27 protein-coding genes are annotated in these 15,955 nt (G+C 63.0%); all 27 read left to right on the forward strand.

The features are described from left to right. Positions 1 to 29 precede the first annotated feature (29 nt). A complete protein-coding gene (gene rpsL / locus BM357_RS06605; protein WP_029421885.1) occupies positions 30 to 449 on the forward strand; it encodes a 30S ribosomal protein S12 in 420 nt (139 codons plus the stop codon). Between the two features lie 124 nt (positions 450 to 573). Continuing rightward, positions 574 to 1,044 carry a 30S ribosomal protein S7 gene (rpsG, locus tag BM357_RS06610; RefSeq protein WP_029421884.1) on the forward strand — a complete coding sequence of 157 codons (471 nt, stop codon included), beginning with the start codon at positions 574 to 576 and terminating at the stop codon, positions 1,042 to 1,044. Between the two features lie 36 nt (positions 1,045 to 1,080). Continuing rightward, the gene (gene fusA / locus BM357_RS06615) at positions 1,081 to 3,156 is read left to right on the forward strand and encodes an elongation factor G (RefSeq protein WP_074950875.1); all 2,076 of its coding nucleotides are present in this window, start codon (positions 1,081 to 1,083) and stop codon (positions 3,154 to 3,156) included. A 19-nt stretch (positions 3,157 to 3,175) separates the two neighbouring features. Next, a complete protein-coding gene (gene tuf / locus BM357_RS06620; protein WP_074950877.1) occupies positions 3,176 to 4,363 on the forward strand; it encodes an elongation factor Tu in 1,188 nt (395 codons plus the stop codon). Between the two features lie 327 nt (positions 4,364 to 4,690). Further along, complete coding sequence (rpsJ, locus tag BM357_RS06625) at positions 4,691 to 4,999, forward strand: 30S ribosomal protein S10 (protein ID WP_029421881.1); 309 nt, start codon at positions 4,691 to 4,693, stop codon at positions 4,997 to 4,999. An 82-nt stretch (positions 5,000 to 5,081) separates the two neighbouring features. Beyond that, positions 5,082 to 5,711, forward strand: a complete 630-nt coding sequence (gene rplC / locus BM357_RS06630) for a 50S ribosomal protein L3 (RefSeq protein ID WP_074950881.1) — start codon at positions 5,082 to 5,084, stop codon at positions 5,709 to 5,711. Between the two features lie 28 nt (positions 5,712 to 5,739). Continuing rightward, positions 5,740 to 6,360, forward strand: coding sequence for a 50S ribosomal protein L4 (gene rplD, locus BM357_RS06635; protein WP_074950883.1), 621 nt, complete (start codon positions 5,740 to 5,742; stop codon positions 6,358 to 6,360). Continuing rightward, positions 6,360 to 6,644: a 50S ribosomal protein L23 gene (gene rplW / locus BM357_RS06640; RefSeq protein ID WP_074950885.1), complete on the forward strand. Its 285-nt coding sequence runs from the start codon at positions 6,360 to 6,362 to the stop codon at positions 6,642 to 6,644. Before rplD ends, rplW begins: the two co-directional genes overlap by 1 nt. A 37-nt stretch (positions 6,645 to 6,681) precedes the next feature. Continuing rightward, entirely contained in the window at positions 6,682 to 7,512 is an 831-nt protein-coding gene (rplB, locus tag BM357_RS06645) for a 50S ribosomal protein L2 (protein ID WP_074950887.1), read from the forward strand. Between the two features lie 113 nt (positions 7,513 to 7,625). Next, on the forward strand, positions 7,626 to 7,907 hold the full coding sequence (rpsS, locus tag BM357_RS06650; protein WP_074950889.1) for a 30S ribosomal protein S19: 282 nt from the start codon (positions 7,626 to 7,628) through the stop codon (positions 7,905 to 7,907). A gap of 28 nt (positions 7,908 to 7,935) precedes the next feature. Continuing rightward, entirely contained in the window at positions 7,936 to 8,277 is a 342-nt protein-coding gene (gene rplV, locus BM357_RS06655; protein ID WP_029421875.1) for a 50S ribosomal protein L22, read from the forward strand. Positions 8,278 to 8,293: 16 nt separating this feature from the next. Beyond that, positions 8,294 to 8,959: a 30S ribosomal protein S3 gene (gene rpsC, locus BM357_RS06660; protein WP_029421874.1), complete on the forward strand. Its 666-nt coding sequence runs from the start codon at positions 8,294 to 8,296 to the stop codon at positions 8,957 to 8,959. 3 nt (positions 8,960 to 8,962) lie between these two features. After that, positions 8,963 to 9,397 carry a 50S ribosomal protein L16 gene (gene rplP / locus BM357_RS06665; RefSeq protein WP_074950891.1) on the forward strand — a complete coding sequence of 145 codons (435 nt, stop codon included), beginning with the start codon at positions 8,963 to 8,965 and terminating at the stop codon, positions 9,395 to 9,397. After that, positions 9,387 to 9,584 carry a 50S ribosomal protein L29 gene (rpmC, locus tag BM357_RS06670; protein ID WP_029421872.1) on the forward strand — a complete coding sequence of 66 codons (198 nt, stop codon included), beginning with the start codon at positions 9,387 to 9,389 and terminating at the stop codon, positions 9,582 to 9,584. Before rplP ends, rpmC begins: the two co-directional genes overlap by 11 nt. 16 nt (positions 9,585 to 9,600) lie before the next feature. Continuing rightward, the gene (gene rpsQ, locus BM357_RS06675; RefSeq protein WP_029421871.1) at positions 9,601 to 9,861 is read left to right on the forward strand and encodes a 30S ribosomal protein S17; all 261 of its coding nucleotides are present in this window, start codon (positions 9,601 to 9,603) and stop codon (positions 9,859 to 9,861) included. A 41-nt stretch (positions 9,862 to 9,902) separates the two neighbouring features. Beyond that, positions 9,903 to 10,271, forward strand: coding sequence for a 50S ribosomal protein L14 (gene rplN, locus BM357_RS06680; RefSeq protein WP_029421870.1), 369 nt, complete (start codon positions 9,903 to 9,905; stop codon positions 10,269 to 10,271). 42 nt (positions 10,272 to 10,313) lie between these two features. Next, positions 10,314 to 10,625, forward strand: coding sequence for a 50S ribosomal protein L24 (rplX, locus tag BM357_RS06685; RefSeq protein ID WP_029421869.1), 312 nt, complete (start codon positions 10,314 to 10,316; stop codon positions 10,623 to 10,625). A 25-nt stretch (positions 10,626 to 10,650) separates the two neighbouring features. Beyond that, positions 10,651 to 11,193 carry a 50S ribosomal protein L5 gene (gene rplE, locus BM357_RS06690; protein WP_074950893.1) on the forward strand — a complete coding sequence of 181 codons (543 nt, stop codon included), beginning with the start codon at positions 10,651 to 10,653 and terminating at the stop codon, positions 11,191 to 11,193. A gap of 32 nt (positions 11,194 to 11,225) precedes the next feature. After that, a complete protein-coding gene (locus BM357_RS06695; RefSeq protein WP_074950895.1) occupies positions 11,226 to 11,411 on the forward strand; it encodes a type Z 30S ribosomal protein S14 in 186 nt (61 codons plus the stop codon). A 33-nt stretch (positions 11,412 to 11,444) separates the two neighbouring features. Continuing rightward, positions 11,445 to 11,843, forward strand: a complete 399-nt coding sequence (gene rpsH, locus BM357_RS06700) for a 30S ribosomal protein S8 (protein WP_029421866.1) — start codon at positions 11,445 to 11,447, stop codon at positions 11,841 to 11,843. A gap of 27 nt (positions 11,844 to 11,870) precedes the next feature. Then, entirely contained in the window at positions 11,871 to 12,410 is a 540-nt protein-coding gene (rplF, locus tag BM357_RS06705; RefSeq protein WP_029421865.1) for a 50S ribosomal protein L6, read from the forward strand. Positions 12,411 to 12,440: 30 nt separating this feature from the next. Further along, positions 12,441 to 12,809 (forward strand): 50S ribosomal protein L18, encoded by a 369-nt coding sequence (gene rplR / locus BM357_RS06710; RefSeq protein ID WP_074950897.1) that lies wholly within the window; start codon positions 12,441 to 12,443, stop codon positions 12,807 to 12,809. Between the two features lie 20 nt (positions 12,810 to 12,829). Then, positions 12,830 to 13,327, forward strand: coding sequence for a 30S ribosomal protein S5 (gene rpsE, locus BM357_RS06715; RefSeq protein ID WP_074950899.1), 498 nt, complete (start codon positions 12,830 to 12,832; stop codon positions 13,325 to 13,327). 11 nt (positions 13,328 to 13,338) lie between these two features. Next, positions 13,339 to 13,530, forward strand: coding sequence for a 50S ribosomal protein L30 (gene rpmD, locus BM357_RS06720; protein WP_074950901.1), 192 nt, complete (start codon positions 13,339 to 13,341; stop codon positions 13,528 to 13,530). A gap of 19 nt (positions 13,531 to 13,549) precedes the next feature. Next, entirely contained in the window at positions 13,550 to 13,993 is a 444-nt protein-coding gene (gene rplO, locus BM357_RS06725; protein ID WP_074950903.1) for a 50S ribosomal protein L15, read from the forward strand. Then, on the forward strand, positions 13,994 to 15,277 hold the full coding sequence (gene secY / locus BM357_RS06730) for a preprotein translocase subunit SecY (protein WP_074950905.1): 1,284 nt from the start codon (positions 13,994 to 13,996) through the stop codon (positions 15,275 to 15,277). It begins immediately after the preceding gene. Between the two features lie 24 nt (positions 15,278 to 15,301). Beyond that, on the forward strand, positions 15,302 to 15,952 hold the full coding sequence (locus BM357_RS06735; RefSeq protein WP_074950907.1) for an adenylate kinase: 651 nt from the start codon (positions 15,302 to 15,304) through the stop codon (positions 15,950 to 15,952). The last annotated feature ends 3 nt before the right edge of the window (positions 15,953 to 15,955 follow it).

Below are 15,955 nucleotides of genomic sequence, written 5' to 3' on the forward strand. Positions count from 1 at the left end.
TGAAGCGAATCTCGGAAGGAGGTGCAGCCATGCCGACCATGAACCAATTGGTCCGCAAAGGCCGTAAGCCGATAGAGAAGAAATCGAAGTCTCCGGCGCTGCAGAAGGGATACAACAGCTTCGAAAAGAAGGAGTTCGAGCTGCCGTCTCCGCAGAAGCGCGGCGTGTGCACGCGCGTGGGCACGATGACCCCGAAGAAGCCGAACTCTGCGCTGCGGAAGTACGCGCGTGTGCGTTTGACCAACCAGGTCGAGGTCACCGCGTACATCCCGGGGATCGGCCACAACCTGCAGGAACACTCCGTGGTGCTCGTGCGCGGCGGACGTGTCAAGGACCTGCCGGGTGTGCGTTATCATATCGTCCGCGGCGCACTGGACACGGCGGGTGTCAAGGACCGCATGCAGGGGCGCTCCAAGTACGGCGCCAAGCGTCCGAAGCAGAAGTCGTAACCCATCGCTGCCGCTGCGGCGTTGCAGCGTGAAAGCGTCCGGCCGTTTTGCCTGGACCGGCGGTGAACGGGCGGGCAAGGCCGCGGGCTTGTAAACGGAACAGCATGAAAGGAGGCGGACATCCGTGCCGAGAAAAGGCCCCGTCCCGCGCAGGGACGTGATGCCGGACCCGATCTACGGGAACAAGATGGTGACCCGTCTGATCAACAAGGTGATGCGCGACGGCAAGAAGGGCGTCGCACAGCGGATTGTGTATGCGGCGTTCGACGAGATCCGCCAGCGGACCAACAAGGATCCGATGGAGGTATTGGAAGAGGCGATGCGCAACGTCATGCCGGTGCTGGAGGTCAAGGCCCGCCGCGTGGGCGGTTCCAACTACCAGGTGCCGGTGGAGGTCCGTCCGGACCGGCGCATCACGCTGGGCCTGCGCTGGCTGGTGCAGTACGCGCGCCTGCGCGGTGAGAAGACCATGGTGCACAAGCTCGCCAGCGAATTGATTGATGCCGCGAACGGCACCGGCGGCGCGGTCAAGAAGAAAGAGGACACGCACCGCATGGCTGAGGCCAACAAGGCGTTCGCCCACTACCGGTGGTAAAGCGGCGCGCGATGCTGACGGAAAGGAGGTCGCTTCTTGCCACGTCAATTCCCTCTTGAGAAAACCCGCAACATCGGCATCATCGCCCACATCGACGCGGGGAAGACGACGACGACCGAGCGCATTCTGTTCTACACCGGCCGCGTCCACAAGATCGGCGAGGTGCACGAAGGCGCTGCGACGATGGACTGGATGGTGCAGGAGCAGGAGCGAGGCATCACCATCACGTCCGCGGCGACCACCGCGCAGTGGAAGGGCCACCGCATCAACATCATTGACACGCCCGGTCACGTGGACTTCACGGTCGAGGTGGAGCGGTCGCTGCGTGTGCTGGACGGCGCCGTCGGCGTGTTTGACGCCAAGGGCGGGGTCGAGCCGCAGTCCGAGACGGTGTGGCGGCAGGCGGACAAATACGGCGTGCCGCGCATCGCTTACGTGAACAAGATGGATATCATCGGCGCGGACTTTCTCGGCTGCGTGCAGCAGATGCGCGATCGCCTGGGCGCGAAGGCGGTGCCGATCCAACTGCCGATCGGCGCGGAGGACACGTTCGTCGGCATGGTCGACCTGGTCGAGATGGCGGCCATCATCTACACGGACGACCTGGGGACGCGGTCGGAGAAGACCGAGATCCCAGCCGACATGAAGGAACTCGTCGAGAAGTACCGCACCGAGCTGATTGAGGCCGCGGCGGAGGTCGACGAGGAACTCATGATGAAGTACCTCGAGGGCGAGGAGATCACGACCGAGGAGCTGAAGGCCGCCATCCGCAAGGGCACCTGCACCGTGCAGTTGTTCCCGGTGCTGTGCGGGTCGTCCTACCGGAACAAGGGCGTGCAGCCGATGCTCGACGCGGTGGTGGACTACCTGCCGTCGCCGATTGACGTGCCGCCCATCAAGGGGTGGACGCCCGACGGCGAGGAGGTCGAGCGCCGTTCTTCGGACGACGAGCCGTTCGCGGCGCTGGCGTTCAAGATCATGTCCGATCCGTTTGTCGGCAAGCTGTCGTACTTCCGGGTCTACTCGGGAACGCTCGCCAGCGGATCGTACGTGCTGAACTCGACGAAGGGCAAACGCGAGCGCATCGGCCGCATCGTTCAGATGCACGCGAACCACCGCGAGGAAATCGACATGGTGTACGCCGGGGACATCGCGGCGGCGGTCGGCCTGAAGGACACGACCACAGGCGATACGCTCTGCGACGAGAAGCACGTCGTGGTGCTGGAGTCGATGGAGTTCCCGGATCCGGTGATCAACATCTCTGTCGAGCCGAAGTCGAAGGCGGACCAGGATAAGCTGGCCCTCGCGCTGAGCAAGCTGGCGGAAGAGGACCCGACGTTCCGGACCTGGACGGATCAGGAGACGGGGCAGACCATCATCGCCGGCATGGGCGAGCTGCACCTGGAGATCGTAGTCGACCGCCTGCGGCGTGAGTTCAAGGTCGAGTGCAACACCGGCAAGCCTCAGGTGGCGTACAAGGAGACCATCACGCAGCGGGTGGAGCAGGAAGGCAAGTTCATCCGCCAATCGGGCGGACGCGGTCAGTACGGCCACGTCAAGATTATCCTGGAGCCCCTCGAGCGGGGTGCTGGGTACCAGTTCGAGAACAAAATCGTGGGCGGCGTCGTCCCGAAGGAATACATTCCGGCGGTGGACGAAGGCATCCGCGAAGCCATGCTCAGCGGCGTGCTGGCGGGCTATCCGATGATCGACGTCAAGGCGACGTTGTTCGACGGTTCGTACCACGAGGTCGACTCGTCGGAGATGGCCTTCAAGATCGCGGGTTCGATGGCGCTCAAACAGGGTGCGGCGAAAGCGGGCCCCGTCCTGCTGGAGCCCATCATGAAGGTCGAGGTCACGGTGCCCGAAGAGTTCATGGGCGACGTGATGGGGGACATCAACTCTCGCCGCGGGCGCATCGAAGGCATGGACCAACGGGCGAACGCGCGCGTGATCCGCGGATACGTTCCGCTGGCTGAGATGTTTGGTTACTCTACGAGTCTGCGCTCCCGCACCCAGGGCCGCGGGACGTTCTCGATGGAGTTCCATTCATATGAAGAGGTGCCGAAGAACATCGCTCAGGAGATCATCGCCAAAAACAAAGGCGAATAAGGACAAGGAGTGATTGAGCATGGCAAAGGCAAAATTCGAGCGCACAAAGCCGCACGTCAACGTGGGCACCATCGGCCACGTCGACCACGGCAAGACGACCCTGACTGCGGCCATCACGTCCATCCAGGCCCAGAAGGGTAAGGCTCAGGCGCAGAAGTACGAGGACATCGACAAGGCGCCGGAGGAGCGCGAGCGCGGCATCACCATCAACACGGCGCACGTGGAGTACGAGACGGACAATCGTCACTACGCGCACGTGGACTGCCCTGGCCACGCCGACTACGTGAAGAACATGATCACCGGCGCGGCGCAGATGGACGGCGCCATCCTGGTCGTCTCCGCCGCGGACGGTCCGATGCCGCAGACCCGGGAGCACATCCTGCTGGCCCGCCAGGTCGGCGTGCCGTACATCGTCGTGTTCCTGAACAAGTGCGACATGGTGGACGACGAGGAGCTGCTCGAGCTCGTCGAGATGGAAGTCCGCGAGCTGCTGAACGAGTATGAGTTCCCGGGAGACGAGGTGCCGGTCATCCGCGGCTCCGCTCTGAAGGCGCTGGAGGGCGATCCGCAGTGGGTGTCCAAGATCGATGAGCTGATGAACGCCATCGACACCTACATCCCGACGCCGGAGCGCGACACGGACAAGCCGTTCCTGATGCCGGTCGAGGACGTGTTCACCATCACCGGCCGCGGTACCGTGGCAACGGGCCGCGTCGAGCGCGGTACGCTGAAGGTCGGCGACGAAGTGGAGATCGTCGGCTTGGCGGACGAGACGCGCAAGACGGTCGTCACGGGCGTGGAGATGTTCCGCAAGCTGCTCGACCAGGCGGTGGCCGGCGACAACATCGGCGCGCTGCTCCGTGGCGTGGATCGCAAGGATGTGGAGCGCGGACAGGTGCTTGTGAAGCCTGGCTCCATCAAACCGCACACCGCGTTCAAGGCGGAGGTGTACGTCTTGACGAAGGAAGAAGGCGGCCGCCACACGCCGTTCTTCAACGGCTATCGCCCGCAGTTCTACTTCCGGACGACGGACGTCACCGGCGTCGTGAAGCTGCCGGAGGGCACGGAGATGGTGATGCCTGGCGACAACGTGACGATGGATGTCGAGCTCATCTCGCCCATCGCGTTGGAAGAGGGCACGCGTTTCGCGATTCGCGAGGGTGGCCGTACGGTCGGCGCAGGTGTGGTCACCGCCATCACGAAGTAAGTCGCAGCCGGCCGGATCTCCGGGGTTGGGACTTGCGGCAAAACGGAAAACAAAACGTTCGAGGGGCTGCCGGGTTTCCGGCAGCCTTTCTTTGAGGTGGGGGTGTTGCGCGGAGCGGCTCGTCGGAGTGCCGAAGCGGAGCGCAACGCCCCCTCCTACTGAACTTTCGCCTTGTGTTTTCCCGCTGTCTCTAGTACAATATCGGCTGTTGGTCTCTGACAGCGATGAGGCAGAAGGTTGCTCATGTGCCCTCGGCCATATGGGGCACCACTGAGGAGAATTTCTGCGGAGTATGTCCAAACAATGGGCGAAGAAGGAGGGAAACATATGGCGAAGCAGAAAATCCGCATCCGGCTGAAGGCGTTCGACCACAAGATTCTCGACCAGTCGGCGGAGAAGATCGTGGAGACGGCGAAACGGTCGGGTGCCCAGGTGCACGGCCCTGTGCCGCTGCCGACCGACAAGCAGGTGATCACCATCCTGCGGGCCCCGCACAAGTACAAGGATTCGCGGGAGCAGTTCGAGATGCGGACGCACAAGCGCCTGATTGACATCGTCAATCCGACACCGCAGACCGTGGATTCGTTGATGCGCCTCGATCTGCCTTCCGGTGTGGATATCGAGATCAAGCTGTGACTTTTGCGAACGAAAATGACATGCGTGGGTACGTTGACTTGAACCCGCGATGGATAGAGGACGGCTCCGAGGAGGTGCGGCCATGAAAGGCATCCTGGGGCGCAAGCTGGGCATGACCCAGGTGTTCGACGAAGACGGTGCCGTGATTCCGGTCACCGTGATCGAAGCAGGCCCCTGCGTGGTATTGCAAAAGAAGCAGGTGTCCACGGATGGCTACGATGCCATTCAGTTGGGCTTTGCGGACAAAAAGCCGAACCGGGCGACGAAACCCGAACAGGGTCACGCCAAGAAGGCGAACACGGCGCCGAAGCGCTATGTGCGCGAGCTGCGCGGTGTGAATGTGGATGAGTATGAAGTCGGGCAGCAGTTGGGTCCGGATGTGTTTGCCCCTGGCGAGTTCGTCGACGTCATCGGCACGTCGAAGGGCAAGGGGTACGCAGGCCCCATCAAACGCCACAACCAGGCGCGCGGCCCGATGTCGCACGGCTCGAAGTATCACCGCGGTGTGGGGTCGCTGGGTTCCATCGCGCCGAACCGCGTCTTCAAGGGTCAGACGATGGCGGGCCGCATGGGCGGCGAGCGGTGCACGGTCCAGAACCTGCAGGTCGTCCGCGTGGACACGGAGCGGAACCTGCTGCTCATCAAGGGATCGGTTCCCGGGCCGCGCAACTCGTTTGTGACGGTGCGGGCCGCGAAGAAACGGACGAAGTGACCGAGACGGTTGGAAAGGAGGCAGACGGATGCCGAAAGTAGCGGTTTACAACATGGACGGAGCGCAGGTCGGCGAGATTGAGCTGGATGAACGGCTGTTCGCGGCGCCGGTCCGTCCGGACCTGATGCATCAGGTGGTGTTGTCGTACCTGGCGAACCAGCGCCGCGGCACGCACAAGGTCAAGGGCCGGTCGGAGGTCCGGGGCGGCGGGCGCAAGCCGTGGCGCCAGAAGGGCACCGGCCGTGCGCGGCAGGGCAGCATTCGCGCGCCGCAGTGGAAGGGTGGCGGTGTCGTGTTTGGCCCGAAACCGCGCAGCTACGGGTTCCGCGTACCCAAGAAGGTGCGGCGTCAGGCGTTGTACAGTGCACTGACCTCGAAGGTGGACGGCGGCAAGCTGATTGTGCTGGATGAGCTGCGGGTCCCCGAGATCAAGACGAAGCCGATGGCGGCGATGCTGCGCCGTTTGAATCTGGAGAAGGCGCTCATTGTGGATGCCGAGAAGCAGCAGAACGCCGAGCTTTCGTTGCGCAACATTCCGGGCGTGACGTACGTCCCGGCCAACGCCGTGAACGTCTACGAAATCCTCCGGCATGACCACCTGGTCCTCACGCGCGATGCGGTGGCCAAGGTACAGGAGGTGTTCGCGTAATGGATCCGCGCGATCTCATCAAGCGTCCCATCATCACGGAGCGTTCGACCGAGCTCATGGAAGAACGTAAGTACGTGTTCGAGGTGGACCGCAGGGCCAACAAGACGGAGATCCGGCAGGCGATTGAGAAGCTGTTCGGCGTCAAGGTGGAGCAGGTCAACACCATGCGCGTGCCGGGCAAGCAGAAGCGGGTCGGACGGTTTGTCGGCCGCACGCCGGAACGCAAGAAGGCCATCGTGAAGTTGACGGAGGACTCCAAGCCGATCGAGCTGTTCAACAGCTGATCCTGTACGGTCATCGCAGCAAAAGGAGGTTATCCCGGTGAGCATCAAAAAATACCGCCCGACCTCCCCGGGGCGCCGGTTCATGTCGGTCTCCACGTTCGAGGAGATCACGACGGACGAACCGGAGAAGTCGCTGCTTGAACCGCTGCCGAAGCGGGCGGGCCGCAACCATCAGGGGAAGATCACGGTCCGCCACCGGGGCGGCGGACACAAGCGGATGTACCGCATCATCGATTTCAAGCGCAACAAAGACGGCGTGCCGGCCAAGGTCGCGACCATTGAATACGACCCGAACCGCTCGGCGCGCATCGCGCTGCTGTTCTACGCGGACGGGGAGAAGCGCTACATCATCGCGCCGCTCGGTCTGAAGGTCGGCGACGTGGTGATGTCCGGTCCGGACGCCGACATCCGCCCGGGCAACGCGTTGCCCTTGGCGAACATCCCGGTCGGTACGGTGATCCACAACATCGAGCTGAAGCCGGGCAAGGGCGGCCAGCTGGCCCGTGCGGCGGGCGCCGCCGCGCAGGTCATGGCGAAGGAAGGCGACTACGCGACCATCCGGCTCGGTTCCGGAGAGATGCGGTTGGTGCGCCTGGAGTGCCGCGCCACCGTGGGCCAGGTGGGCAACCTGGATCACGAGAACATCAACCTCGGCAAGGCGGGACGATCCCGCTGGCTCGGCCGTCGCCCGACGGTTCGCGGTGTCGTCATGAACCCGGTGGACCACCCGCACGGCGGTGGCGAAGGTCGCGCACCGGTCGGCCGCAAGTCGCCGATGTCGCCGTGGGGCAAGCCGACGTTGGGCAAGAAGACGCGCAAACGGAATCACCCCACCGACAAGTACATCGTCCGCCGGCGCAAGAAGTGACACGCCGGGCGAGGACGCGCGATACCGGTGTCTGCCCCGCTCGGGCGGGTGGGCCCGGGCGGCGGCGGGCCATGGCACTGGGGGCAACACGATTGGGGAAGGAGGTTTTCTGAATGGGCCGTTCCTTGAAGAAAGGGCCGTTTTGCGACAGCTACCTGTTGAAAAAGGTGGAGGCCTTGAACAAGACGGGCGAGAAGCGGGTCATCAAGACCTGGTCCCGCCGTTCGACGATTTTCCCACAGTTCGTCGGTCACACGTTCGCCGTGCACGACGGGCGCAAGCACGTTCCGGTGTATGTGACGGAAGACATGGTCGGTCACAAGCTGGGTGAGTTCGCCCCGACGCGGACGTTCAAGGGCCACGCCGGAGACGAGAAGGCGTCCCGGGCTCGCTGATGGAGTCAGCTAGGAAGGAGGGGTTCCGATGGCAGCGACGGAGACACGCGCACGCGCCAAGTACATCCGCATCGCGCCGCGCAAGGTGCGCTTGGTGGTGGACCTGATCCGCGGCAAGCGGATTCAGGAGGCGTTCGCGATTCTGAAGATGACCCCGCGCGGAGCGTCCCCGGTGGTGGACAAGGTGCTTCGATCCGCGGTGGCCAACGCCCAGAACAACCACAACATGGACGTCAATCGCCTGTACGTGAAGGAGATCTGGGTGGATCCGGGTCCGACCTTGAAACGCTACCATCCCCGTGCACAGGGGCGCGCGTACAGCATCATGAAACGGACGAGCCACATCACCGTCGTCGTGGCGGAAAAGTAAGGAGGGATGAAGCCGCATGGGTCAAAAGGTCAATCCGGTCGGTCTTCGGATCGGCATCATCCGCGATTGGGAATCCCGTTGGTATGCGGACAAGAAGAACTATCAGGACCTGCTGCATGAGGACCTGCGCATCCGCGATTTCATCTTCAAACGGCTGAAGGATGCGGCGGTGGCGTCGGTCGACATCGAACGGGCGGCCAACCGCATCCACATCATCATCAATACCGCGAAGCCGGGCATGGTGATTGGCAAGGGCGGCCAGGAGGTCGACGCGCTGCGCAACCAGTTGAGCGCTTTGACCGGCAAGCGGGTGCACATCTCCATCTCGGAGATCAAGCAGCCCGATCTGTCCGCGCAGTTGGTGGCAGAGAACATCGCAAGCCAGTTGGAGCGCCGTGTGTCGTTCCGCCGCGCGATGAAGCAGGCGATTCAGCGCACGATGCGTGCGGGCGCCAAGGGGATCCGCGTGAAGGTGTCCGGGCGTCTCGGTGGTGCGGAAATCGCGCGTACGGAAGGGTATGCAGAGGGGACGGTGCCGCTGCACACGCTGCGAGCGGACGTGGATTACGCCCTGGCGGAGGCGCACACGACCTACGGGCGCATCGGCGTGAAGGTGTGGATCTACCGCGGCGAGGTGCTGCCGCAGCGGTCTCGGAAGGGCGCTGAGGAAGGAGGTAAATAAACCATGTTGATGCCGAAGCGGGTCAAGCATCGCAAGGAGCACCGGGGACGGATGAAGGGGATGTCCAAAGGTGGCAACGAGATCACCTTTGGCGAATACGGTTTGCAGGCCCTGGAACCCGCATGGGTGACGAACCGCCAGATTGAGGCGGCGCGTATCGCGATGACGCGTTACATCCGCCGCGGCGGCAAGGTGTGGATCAAGATCTTCCCGAGCAAACCTGTGACCCAGAAGCCGGCCGAGACGCGCATGGGCAGCGGCAAGGGCTCTCCGGAGAAGTGGGTCGCCGTGGTCAAGCCGGGCCGGATCCTGTTCGAGTTGGCGGGCGTGTCGGAGGAAGTCGCGCGCGAGGCGATGCGGCTGGCCGCGCACAAGCTGCCGATCAAGACGAAGTTCGTACGTCGGGATGAAGTGGGTGGTGAGGCTGATGAAAGCTAACGAACTGCGCAGCCTGACGACCGAGGAGATCCAGAACCGCATCGAGCAGCTGAAGGATGAGCTGTTCAACCTCCGGTTCCAGTTGGCGACCGGGCAGTTGGAGAACCCGATGCGGATCCGCCAAGTGCGCAAGGACATCGCGCGCGCGAAGACGATTCTCAAGCAGCGCGAGCTCGGAATCGGCTGAGAGGGGGGTTGCGAAGGTGGAACGGAACGAACGCAAGGTGCTCGTCGGCAAGGTCGTCAGCGACAAGATGGACAAAACCATCGTCGTGGCGGTTGAGGAGCACGTCAAGCACCGGCTGTACGGGAAGACCATGCGCCGGACGAAGAAGTTCAAGGCTCACGACGAGCGCAACGAGGCGAAGGTCGGAGACGTCGTGCGCATCATGGAGACGCGCCCGCTGAGCAAGGAGAAGCGTTGGCGTCTGGTCGAGATCATCGAGAAGGCGGTCGTGGTCTGACCTGGCGGAGATCGGACGTGTAGAGAAAGGAGGCCACTCCCGTGATTCAACCGCAAACAAGGCTGGTCGTCGCCGACAACACGGGCGCGAAGGAGATCATGTGCTTCCGCGTGTTGGGCGGTTCCAACCGCAAGACGGCCAACATCGGAGACATCATCGTCGCTTCCGTCAAAAGTGCAACACCCGGCGGCGTTGTCAAAAAGGGCGATGTGGTGAAGGCGGTGATCGTGCGCAGTAAGCGGGGTCTGCGCCGGCCGGACGGGTCGTACATCCGGTTTGACGAGAACGCGGCCGTCATCATCCGCGAGGACAAGAGCCCGCGCGGCACGCGCATTTTCGGCCCCGTGGCGCGCGAGTTGCGCGACCGGGACTTCATGAAGATCATTTCGCTCGCCCCCGAGGTACTCTGATCCGGAGGCGGCACTGCGAGGAGGTGTCGGAGCGTGCCCAAGCTGCACATCAAGAAAGGCGATAAGGTCGTTGTCATCGCCGGCAAGGACAAGAAGAAGACCGGCACGGTGCTGGCCGTGTTCCCGAAGGAGCAGCGCGCACTGGTGCAGGGTGTCAATATTGTCAAGCGGCACACGAAGCCAAATCCGGCCAACCCGGAGGGCGGCATCATCGAGAAGGAGGCGCCGATTCACGTCTCCAACTTGATGCTGGCCGATCCGAAGACGGGGGAGCCGACCCGGATTGGATACAAGTTCTTGGAGGACGGGACGAAGGTCCGTTACGCGAAAAAGTCTGGCGAAGTGATTGACTAGTAGCCAGGTGAAAGGAGGAAAGGCTGTGTCCCGTTTGGCTGAGCGGTACCGCAATCAGGTTGTACCCGAGCTGATGAAGAAGTTCAATTACAAGTCCGTGATGCAGGTCCCTCGGATTGAGAAGGTCGTCGTCAACATGGGCCTCGGCGAGGCGGTGCAGAATCCGAAGGCCATCGACGCGGCGGTGGCGGACCTGACAGCCATCACCGGCCAGAAGCCGGTGGTGACGCGGGCGAAGAAATCCATCGCGCAGTTCCGGGTGCGCCAGGGCATGCCGATTGGCGTCAAGGTGACCCTGCGCGGGGAGCGGATGTTCCACTTCCTCGACAAGTTGATGAACATCGCCCTGCCGCGGGTGCGCGACTTCCGCGGGGTTTCGCCGAAGGCGTTTGACGGCCGCGGAAACTACACCCTGGGCCTGCGCGAGCAGTTGATTTTCCCGGAGATCGACTACGACAAGGTCGACAAGATCCGCGGGATGGAAGTGGTCGTCGTCACCACGGCGGACACGGACGAAGAGGCGCGTGAGCTGTTGACCTTGATGGGAATGCCGTTCCGGCACGCGTAAGCGAGCCACTCGTTGGACGAGGGGGGATAAGCGTGGCCAAGAAGTCGTTGATCGTCAAGGCGTCTCGGAAGCCGAAGTTCAGCACCCGCGCGTATACGCGCTGCCGCATCTGCGGGCGGCCCCATTCCGTGCTGCGCAAGTTCGGCATCTGCCGCATCTGCTTCCGCAACCTGGCGTACAAGGGCCAGTTGCCGGGCGTGAAAAAGGCGAGTTGGTAATTCAGGTTTCGGACGGAAGGAGGTTTCTGACACATGACCATGACAGACCCGATTGCTGACATGCTGACCCGGATCCGCAACGCCAACCTGGTGGGTCACGACAAGGTCGAGATCCCTGGGTCGAAGATGAAGCGGGCCATCGCGGAGATCCTGAAGCGCGAAGGGTTCATCCGGGACGCGGAGTTCATCCCCGACGACAAGCAGGGGATCATCCGCGTGTTCCTGAAGTACGGCAAGGGTCAGGAGCGCGTGATCACCGGGCTGAAGCGGATCAGCAAGCCGGGCCTGCGGGTGTATGTCGATCACGAGAACATCCCGCGGGTGCTCGGCGGTCTGGGAATCGCCATCCTATCGACGTCGAAGGGCGTCATGACGGATAAGGAAGCGCGTAAGCTGGGCGTGGGCGGAGAGGTCATCTGCTACGTCTGGTAACAGGCGGGTTCGAATGGAGGTGTGCGCATGTCCCGCATTGGTAAGAAGCCGATCCCGATCCCGGCCGGGGTGGAGGTCCGCCAGGAAGGCAACGTGCTGACGGTCAAAGGGCCGAAAGGCACACTCACGCGGACGCTGCACCCGGATATGAAGGTGACTGTCGACGGGCAGCAGATCGTGGTGGAGCGCCCGAGTGACGAGAAGCTGCACCGCAGCCTTCACGGCACGACCCGCAGCGTGATCGCGAACATGGTGGAGGGCGTTACGAACGGATTCAGCAAGAGCTTGGAGCTCGTCGGCGTGGGGTACCGCGCGACGAAGTCCGGTAACACGGTGACGCTGTCCCTCGGGTTTTCGCATCCGGTGGTGCTGACGCCGGACGAGGGCATTGAGATTGAGGTCCCGGCGGCGAACCGCCTGGTGATCAAGGGCATCGACAAAGAAAAGGTCGGCATCTACGCAGCCAAGGTTCGCGCCATCCGCAAGCCGGAGCCGTACAAGGGCAAGGGCATCCGGTACGTGGACGAGGTCGTGCGGCGCAAGGTCGGCAAGACCGGCAAGAAGTAATCTGGCAGCGTGAGAAGGGAGTGACCCGGGATGATCAACAAGGAAGACCGCAACCTGGCCCGGAAGCGCCGGCACCTGCGCGTGCGCAAGCGCATCGAGGGCACCCCGGCGCGCCCGCGGTTGAACGTGTACCGTTCGAACAAGCACATCTACGCGCAGGTGATTGACGACGAGCACGGACACACCTTGGTCAGCGCTTCGACGCTCGACAAGGAGCTGCGCGGCGAGGTGGAGAACGGGGCCACGGTGGAGGCCGCGCGCAAGGTGGGCGAACTGGTGGCGAAGCGGGCGCTGGAGAAAGGCGTGAAGACGGTCGTCTTTGACCGCGGCGGCTATCTGTACCACGGGCGCGTGCGGGCGTTGGCAGACGCGGCGCGCGAAGCCGGACTTGAATTCTGAACGGAAAGGATGGTGTCTCTGTGCGCATTGATCCGAACCAACTGGAGCTGTCGGAGAAAGTCGTCTCCGTGAACCGCGTTGCGAAGGTCGTGCAGGGAGGGCGGCGGTTCTCCTTCTCCGCGCTGGTGGTCGTCGGCGACGGCAACGGCTACGTCGGGGCGGGCCTCGGCAAGGCGGCGGAGGTTCCGGACGCGATTCGCAAGGGCATCGAGGACGCGAAGAAGCATCTGATTCACGTACCGATGAAACGGACCACGATTCCGCATGAAGTGCTCGGCCACTTCGGCGCAGGCAAGGTCCTTCTGAAGCCGGCGCCGGCAGGTTCCGGCGTCATTGCGGGCGGCCCGGTCCGCGCGGTGCTCGAACTGGCGGGCATCAAGGACATCGCGACCAAGTCGCTCGGTTCCAACAATCCCATCAACATGGTGCACGCGACCATCGACGCGCTGAAGCAGCTCAAGCGCGCGGAGGAAGTGGCGCGTTTGCGCGGCAAGACCGTTGAGGAACTGCTCGGTTAGGAGGGCTGACGATGGCGCAGAAGTTGGCGATCACGCTGGTGCACAGTCCCGTCGGACGCCCGGAGAAGCAGCGCAGGACCGCGGTGGCGCTCGGCTTGCGCAAGATGCATCAGACGGTGGTGCATGAAGATACCCCGGTGATCCGCGGGATGGTCAACCGGATCAAGCACTTGGTCGACGTCAAGGTCGTCGACGGGGAGTAATTCAGAGGGGGTGTCGAGTGTGCAGATTCACGAGCTGAAGTCTCCGGAAGGCGCTCGCCGCGGACGCAAACGCGTCGGCCGTGGCACGAGCTCAGGTCACGGAAAGACGTCCACCCGCGGCCAGAAGGGCCAGTGGGCGCGCTCGGGCGGCGGTGTGCGGCCCGGATTCGAAGGCGGTCAGACGCCGTTGTTCCGCCGCATTCCGAAGCGCGGATTCAGCAATGCCCGGTTCACCAAGGAGTATGCGATTGTCAACGTCGAACAGCTCAACGACTTTCCGGAGGGCACGGTGGTCACGCCGGAACTGCTGCTCGAGCGCCGGCTGGTCCGGGAGTTGCTGGACGGCGTGAAGGTGCTCGGCAATGGCGACCTCAACGTCAAGTTGACGGTGCGTGCGCACGCGTACTCCGGTTCGGCGAAGGAGAAGATCGAGGCGGCCGGCGGCACCGCCGAGGTGATCTAAGTGCTCACGACCATTGCCAATCTATGGCGCCTGAAGCACTTGCGCAAACGGATCCTGTTCACCTTGATGGTGATTGCCGTCTACCGCATCGGGACGTATATCCCGGTGCCCGGGATCAACGTGCAGGCGCTGATGGCCGGCCAGGGCAGCAACGCGCTGTTCGACCTGTTGAACATGTTTTCCGGCGGCGCGTTTTACCGCTTTTCCATCTTTGCGATGAGTGTGATGCCGTACATCACGGCATCCATCATCGTACAACTCTTGCAAGCCGGGGTGATTCCCCGGTTTGAGGAATGGCAGAAGGAAGGCGAATCGGGCCGGCGCAAGCTGACCCAGGTGACCCGCTATCTGACGGTGGCCTTCGGGCTGATTCAGGCGGCGGGGTTCACGTATCAGTTTTCCCGTACGGGTGTGTTGTACAGTAACGACTGGTGGTCGTATGCGTTAATCGTGATCTCCTTGACCGCCGGCGATACGCTGTTGATGTGGTTCGGTGAGATGATCACGGAGAAAGGGGTCGGCAACGGCATCTCCGTGCTCATCTTCATCAGCATTATCGCGCGCATCGGGCAGCTCGGGCAGGAAGTGTACCGGAATTGGTTCTACACGCATCCGGATGAGCTGTTCCTCAACGTCATCAAGGTGGTCCTGCTGATTGCGGGCATCGTCCTGCTGTTTGCGGTGATTGTGTTCGTGCAGCAGGCGGAACGGCGGATCCCGATTCAGTACGCGAAGCGCGTCGTGGGCCGCACGGTGTACAGCGGACAGCAGACGCACATCCCGCTGAAGGTCAACGCCGCCGGCGTGATCCCGGTGATCTTCGCGAGCTCGCTGCTGTTGCTTCCCTACACCGTCGCGACGTATTTCACGACGCACGCCTGGGCGCAGGTCGTGTTGCGGTTCTTGTCACCTAACTCCCTGTACTACATCGGGGCAGAAGTGGTGCTGATCATCCTGTTCACGTTCTTCTACACGCACGTGCAGATCAATCCGCAGCAGTTGGCCGAGCAGCTGCAGAAGCACGCAGGATACATTCCGGGTGTACGCCCCGGGCTGGATACCGAGCGGTACATCATCCGCGTGGTCAACCGCATCACGGTGTTTGGCTCGGTATTCCTCGGCATCATCTCGGTGCTGCCGTACCTGCTGTTGTCCGGCGCTGACCTGACTTCGGTGTACTTCGGCGGGACGTCGCTGTTGATCATCGTCGGGGTCGCGCTGCAGACCCTGCAGCAGATGGAAGGGCAGTTGCTGCAGCGGCACTACAGAGGGTTCATCAGGTAACCGCCGCACGTGGAGGGATGCGTAATGCGGTTGATGCTTTTGGGTCTCCCGGGCGCAGGGAAAGGCACGCAGGCGGAACGGATCACGGCGGACTACCAGATCCCGCACATCTCAACGGGAAACATGTTCCGCGAGGCCATCGCGGCAGGCACGCCGTTGGGAATGGAGGTCAAGTCGTACCTGGACAGCGGACGCCTGGTTCCGGACGCATTGACCGTGCGGGTCGTACGCGACCGCCTGAGCCAGCCGGACACCCAAAACGGGTTTTTGCTCGACGGGTTTCCGCGCACCCTGCCCCAGGCGGAGGCGCTCGACGCGATGCTGTCGGAGGTCGGCCGGCCGCTCCACTGTGTGCTGTACATCCACGTGCCGCAGGAAGTGTTGCTCGCCCGCCTGACCGGTCGACGGGTCTGCCGGTCGTGCGGGGCCACGTATCACGTCGTGTTCCAGCCTCCTCGGCAGGAGGGGATCTGTGACAAGTGCCGCGGAGAACTGTACCAGCGTCCGGACGACACCGAAGAGGCCGTGGCGACGCGCCTGGAGCAGTATGAGCAGACGGCTCCTCTGGTCGATTTCTATCGCGAGCGAGGCTTGCTGCGGCAGGTGGATGGACTGCAGTCCATTGACCAGGTGTACGCCGACATCAAGCGGATCCTGCTCGAACTGCGCGGCTGAAAT

The sequence above is a fragment of the Paenalicyclobacillus macrosporangiidus genome (assembly GCF_900116805.1).
GTDB classification, from domain to species: Bacteria; Bacillota; Bacilli; order Alicyclobacillales; family Alicyclobacillaceae; genus Alicyclobacillus_H; species Alicyclobacillus_H macrosporangiidus.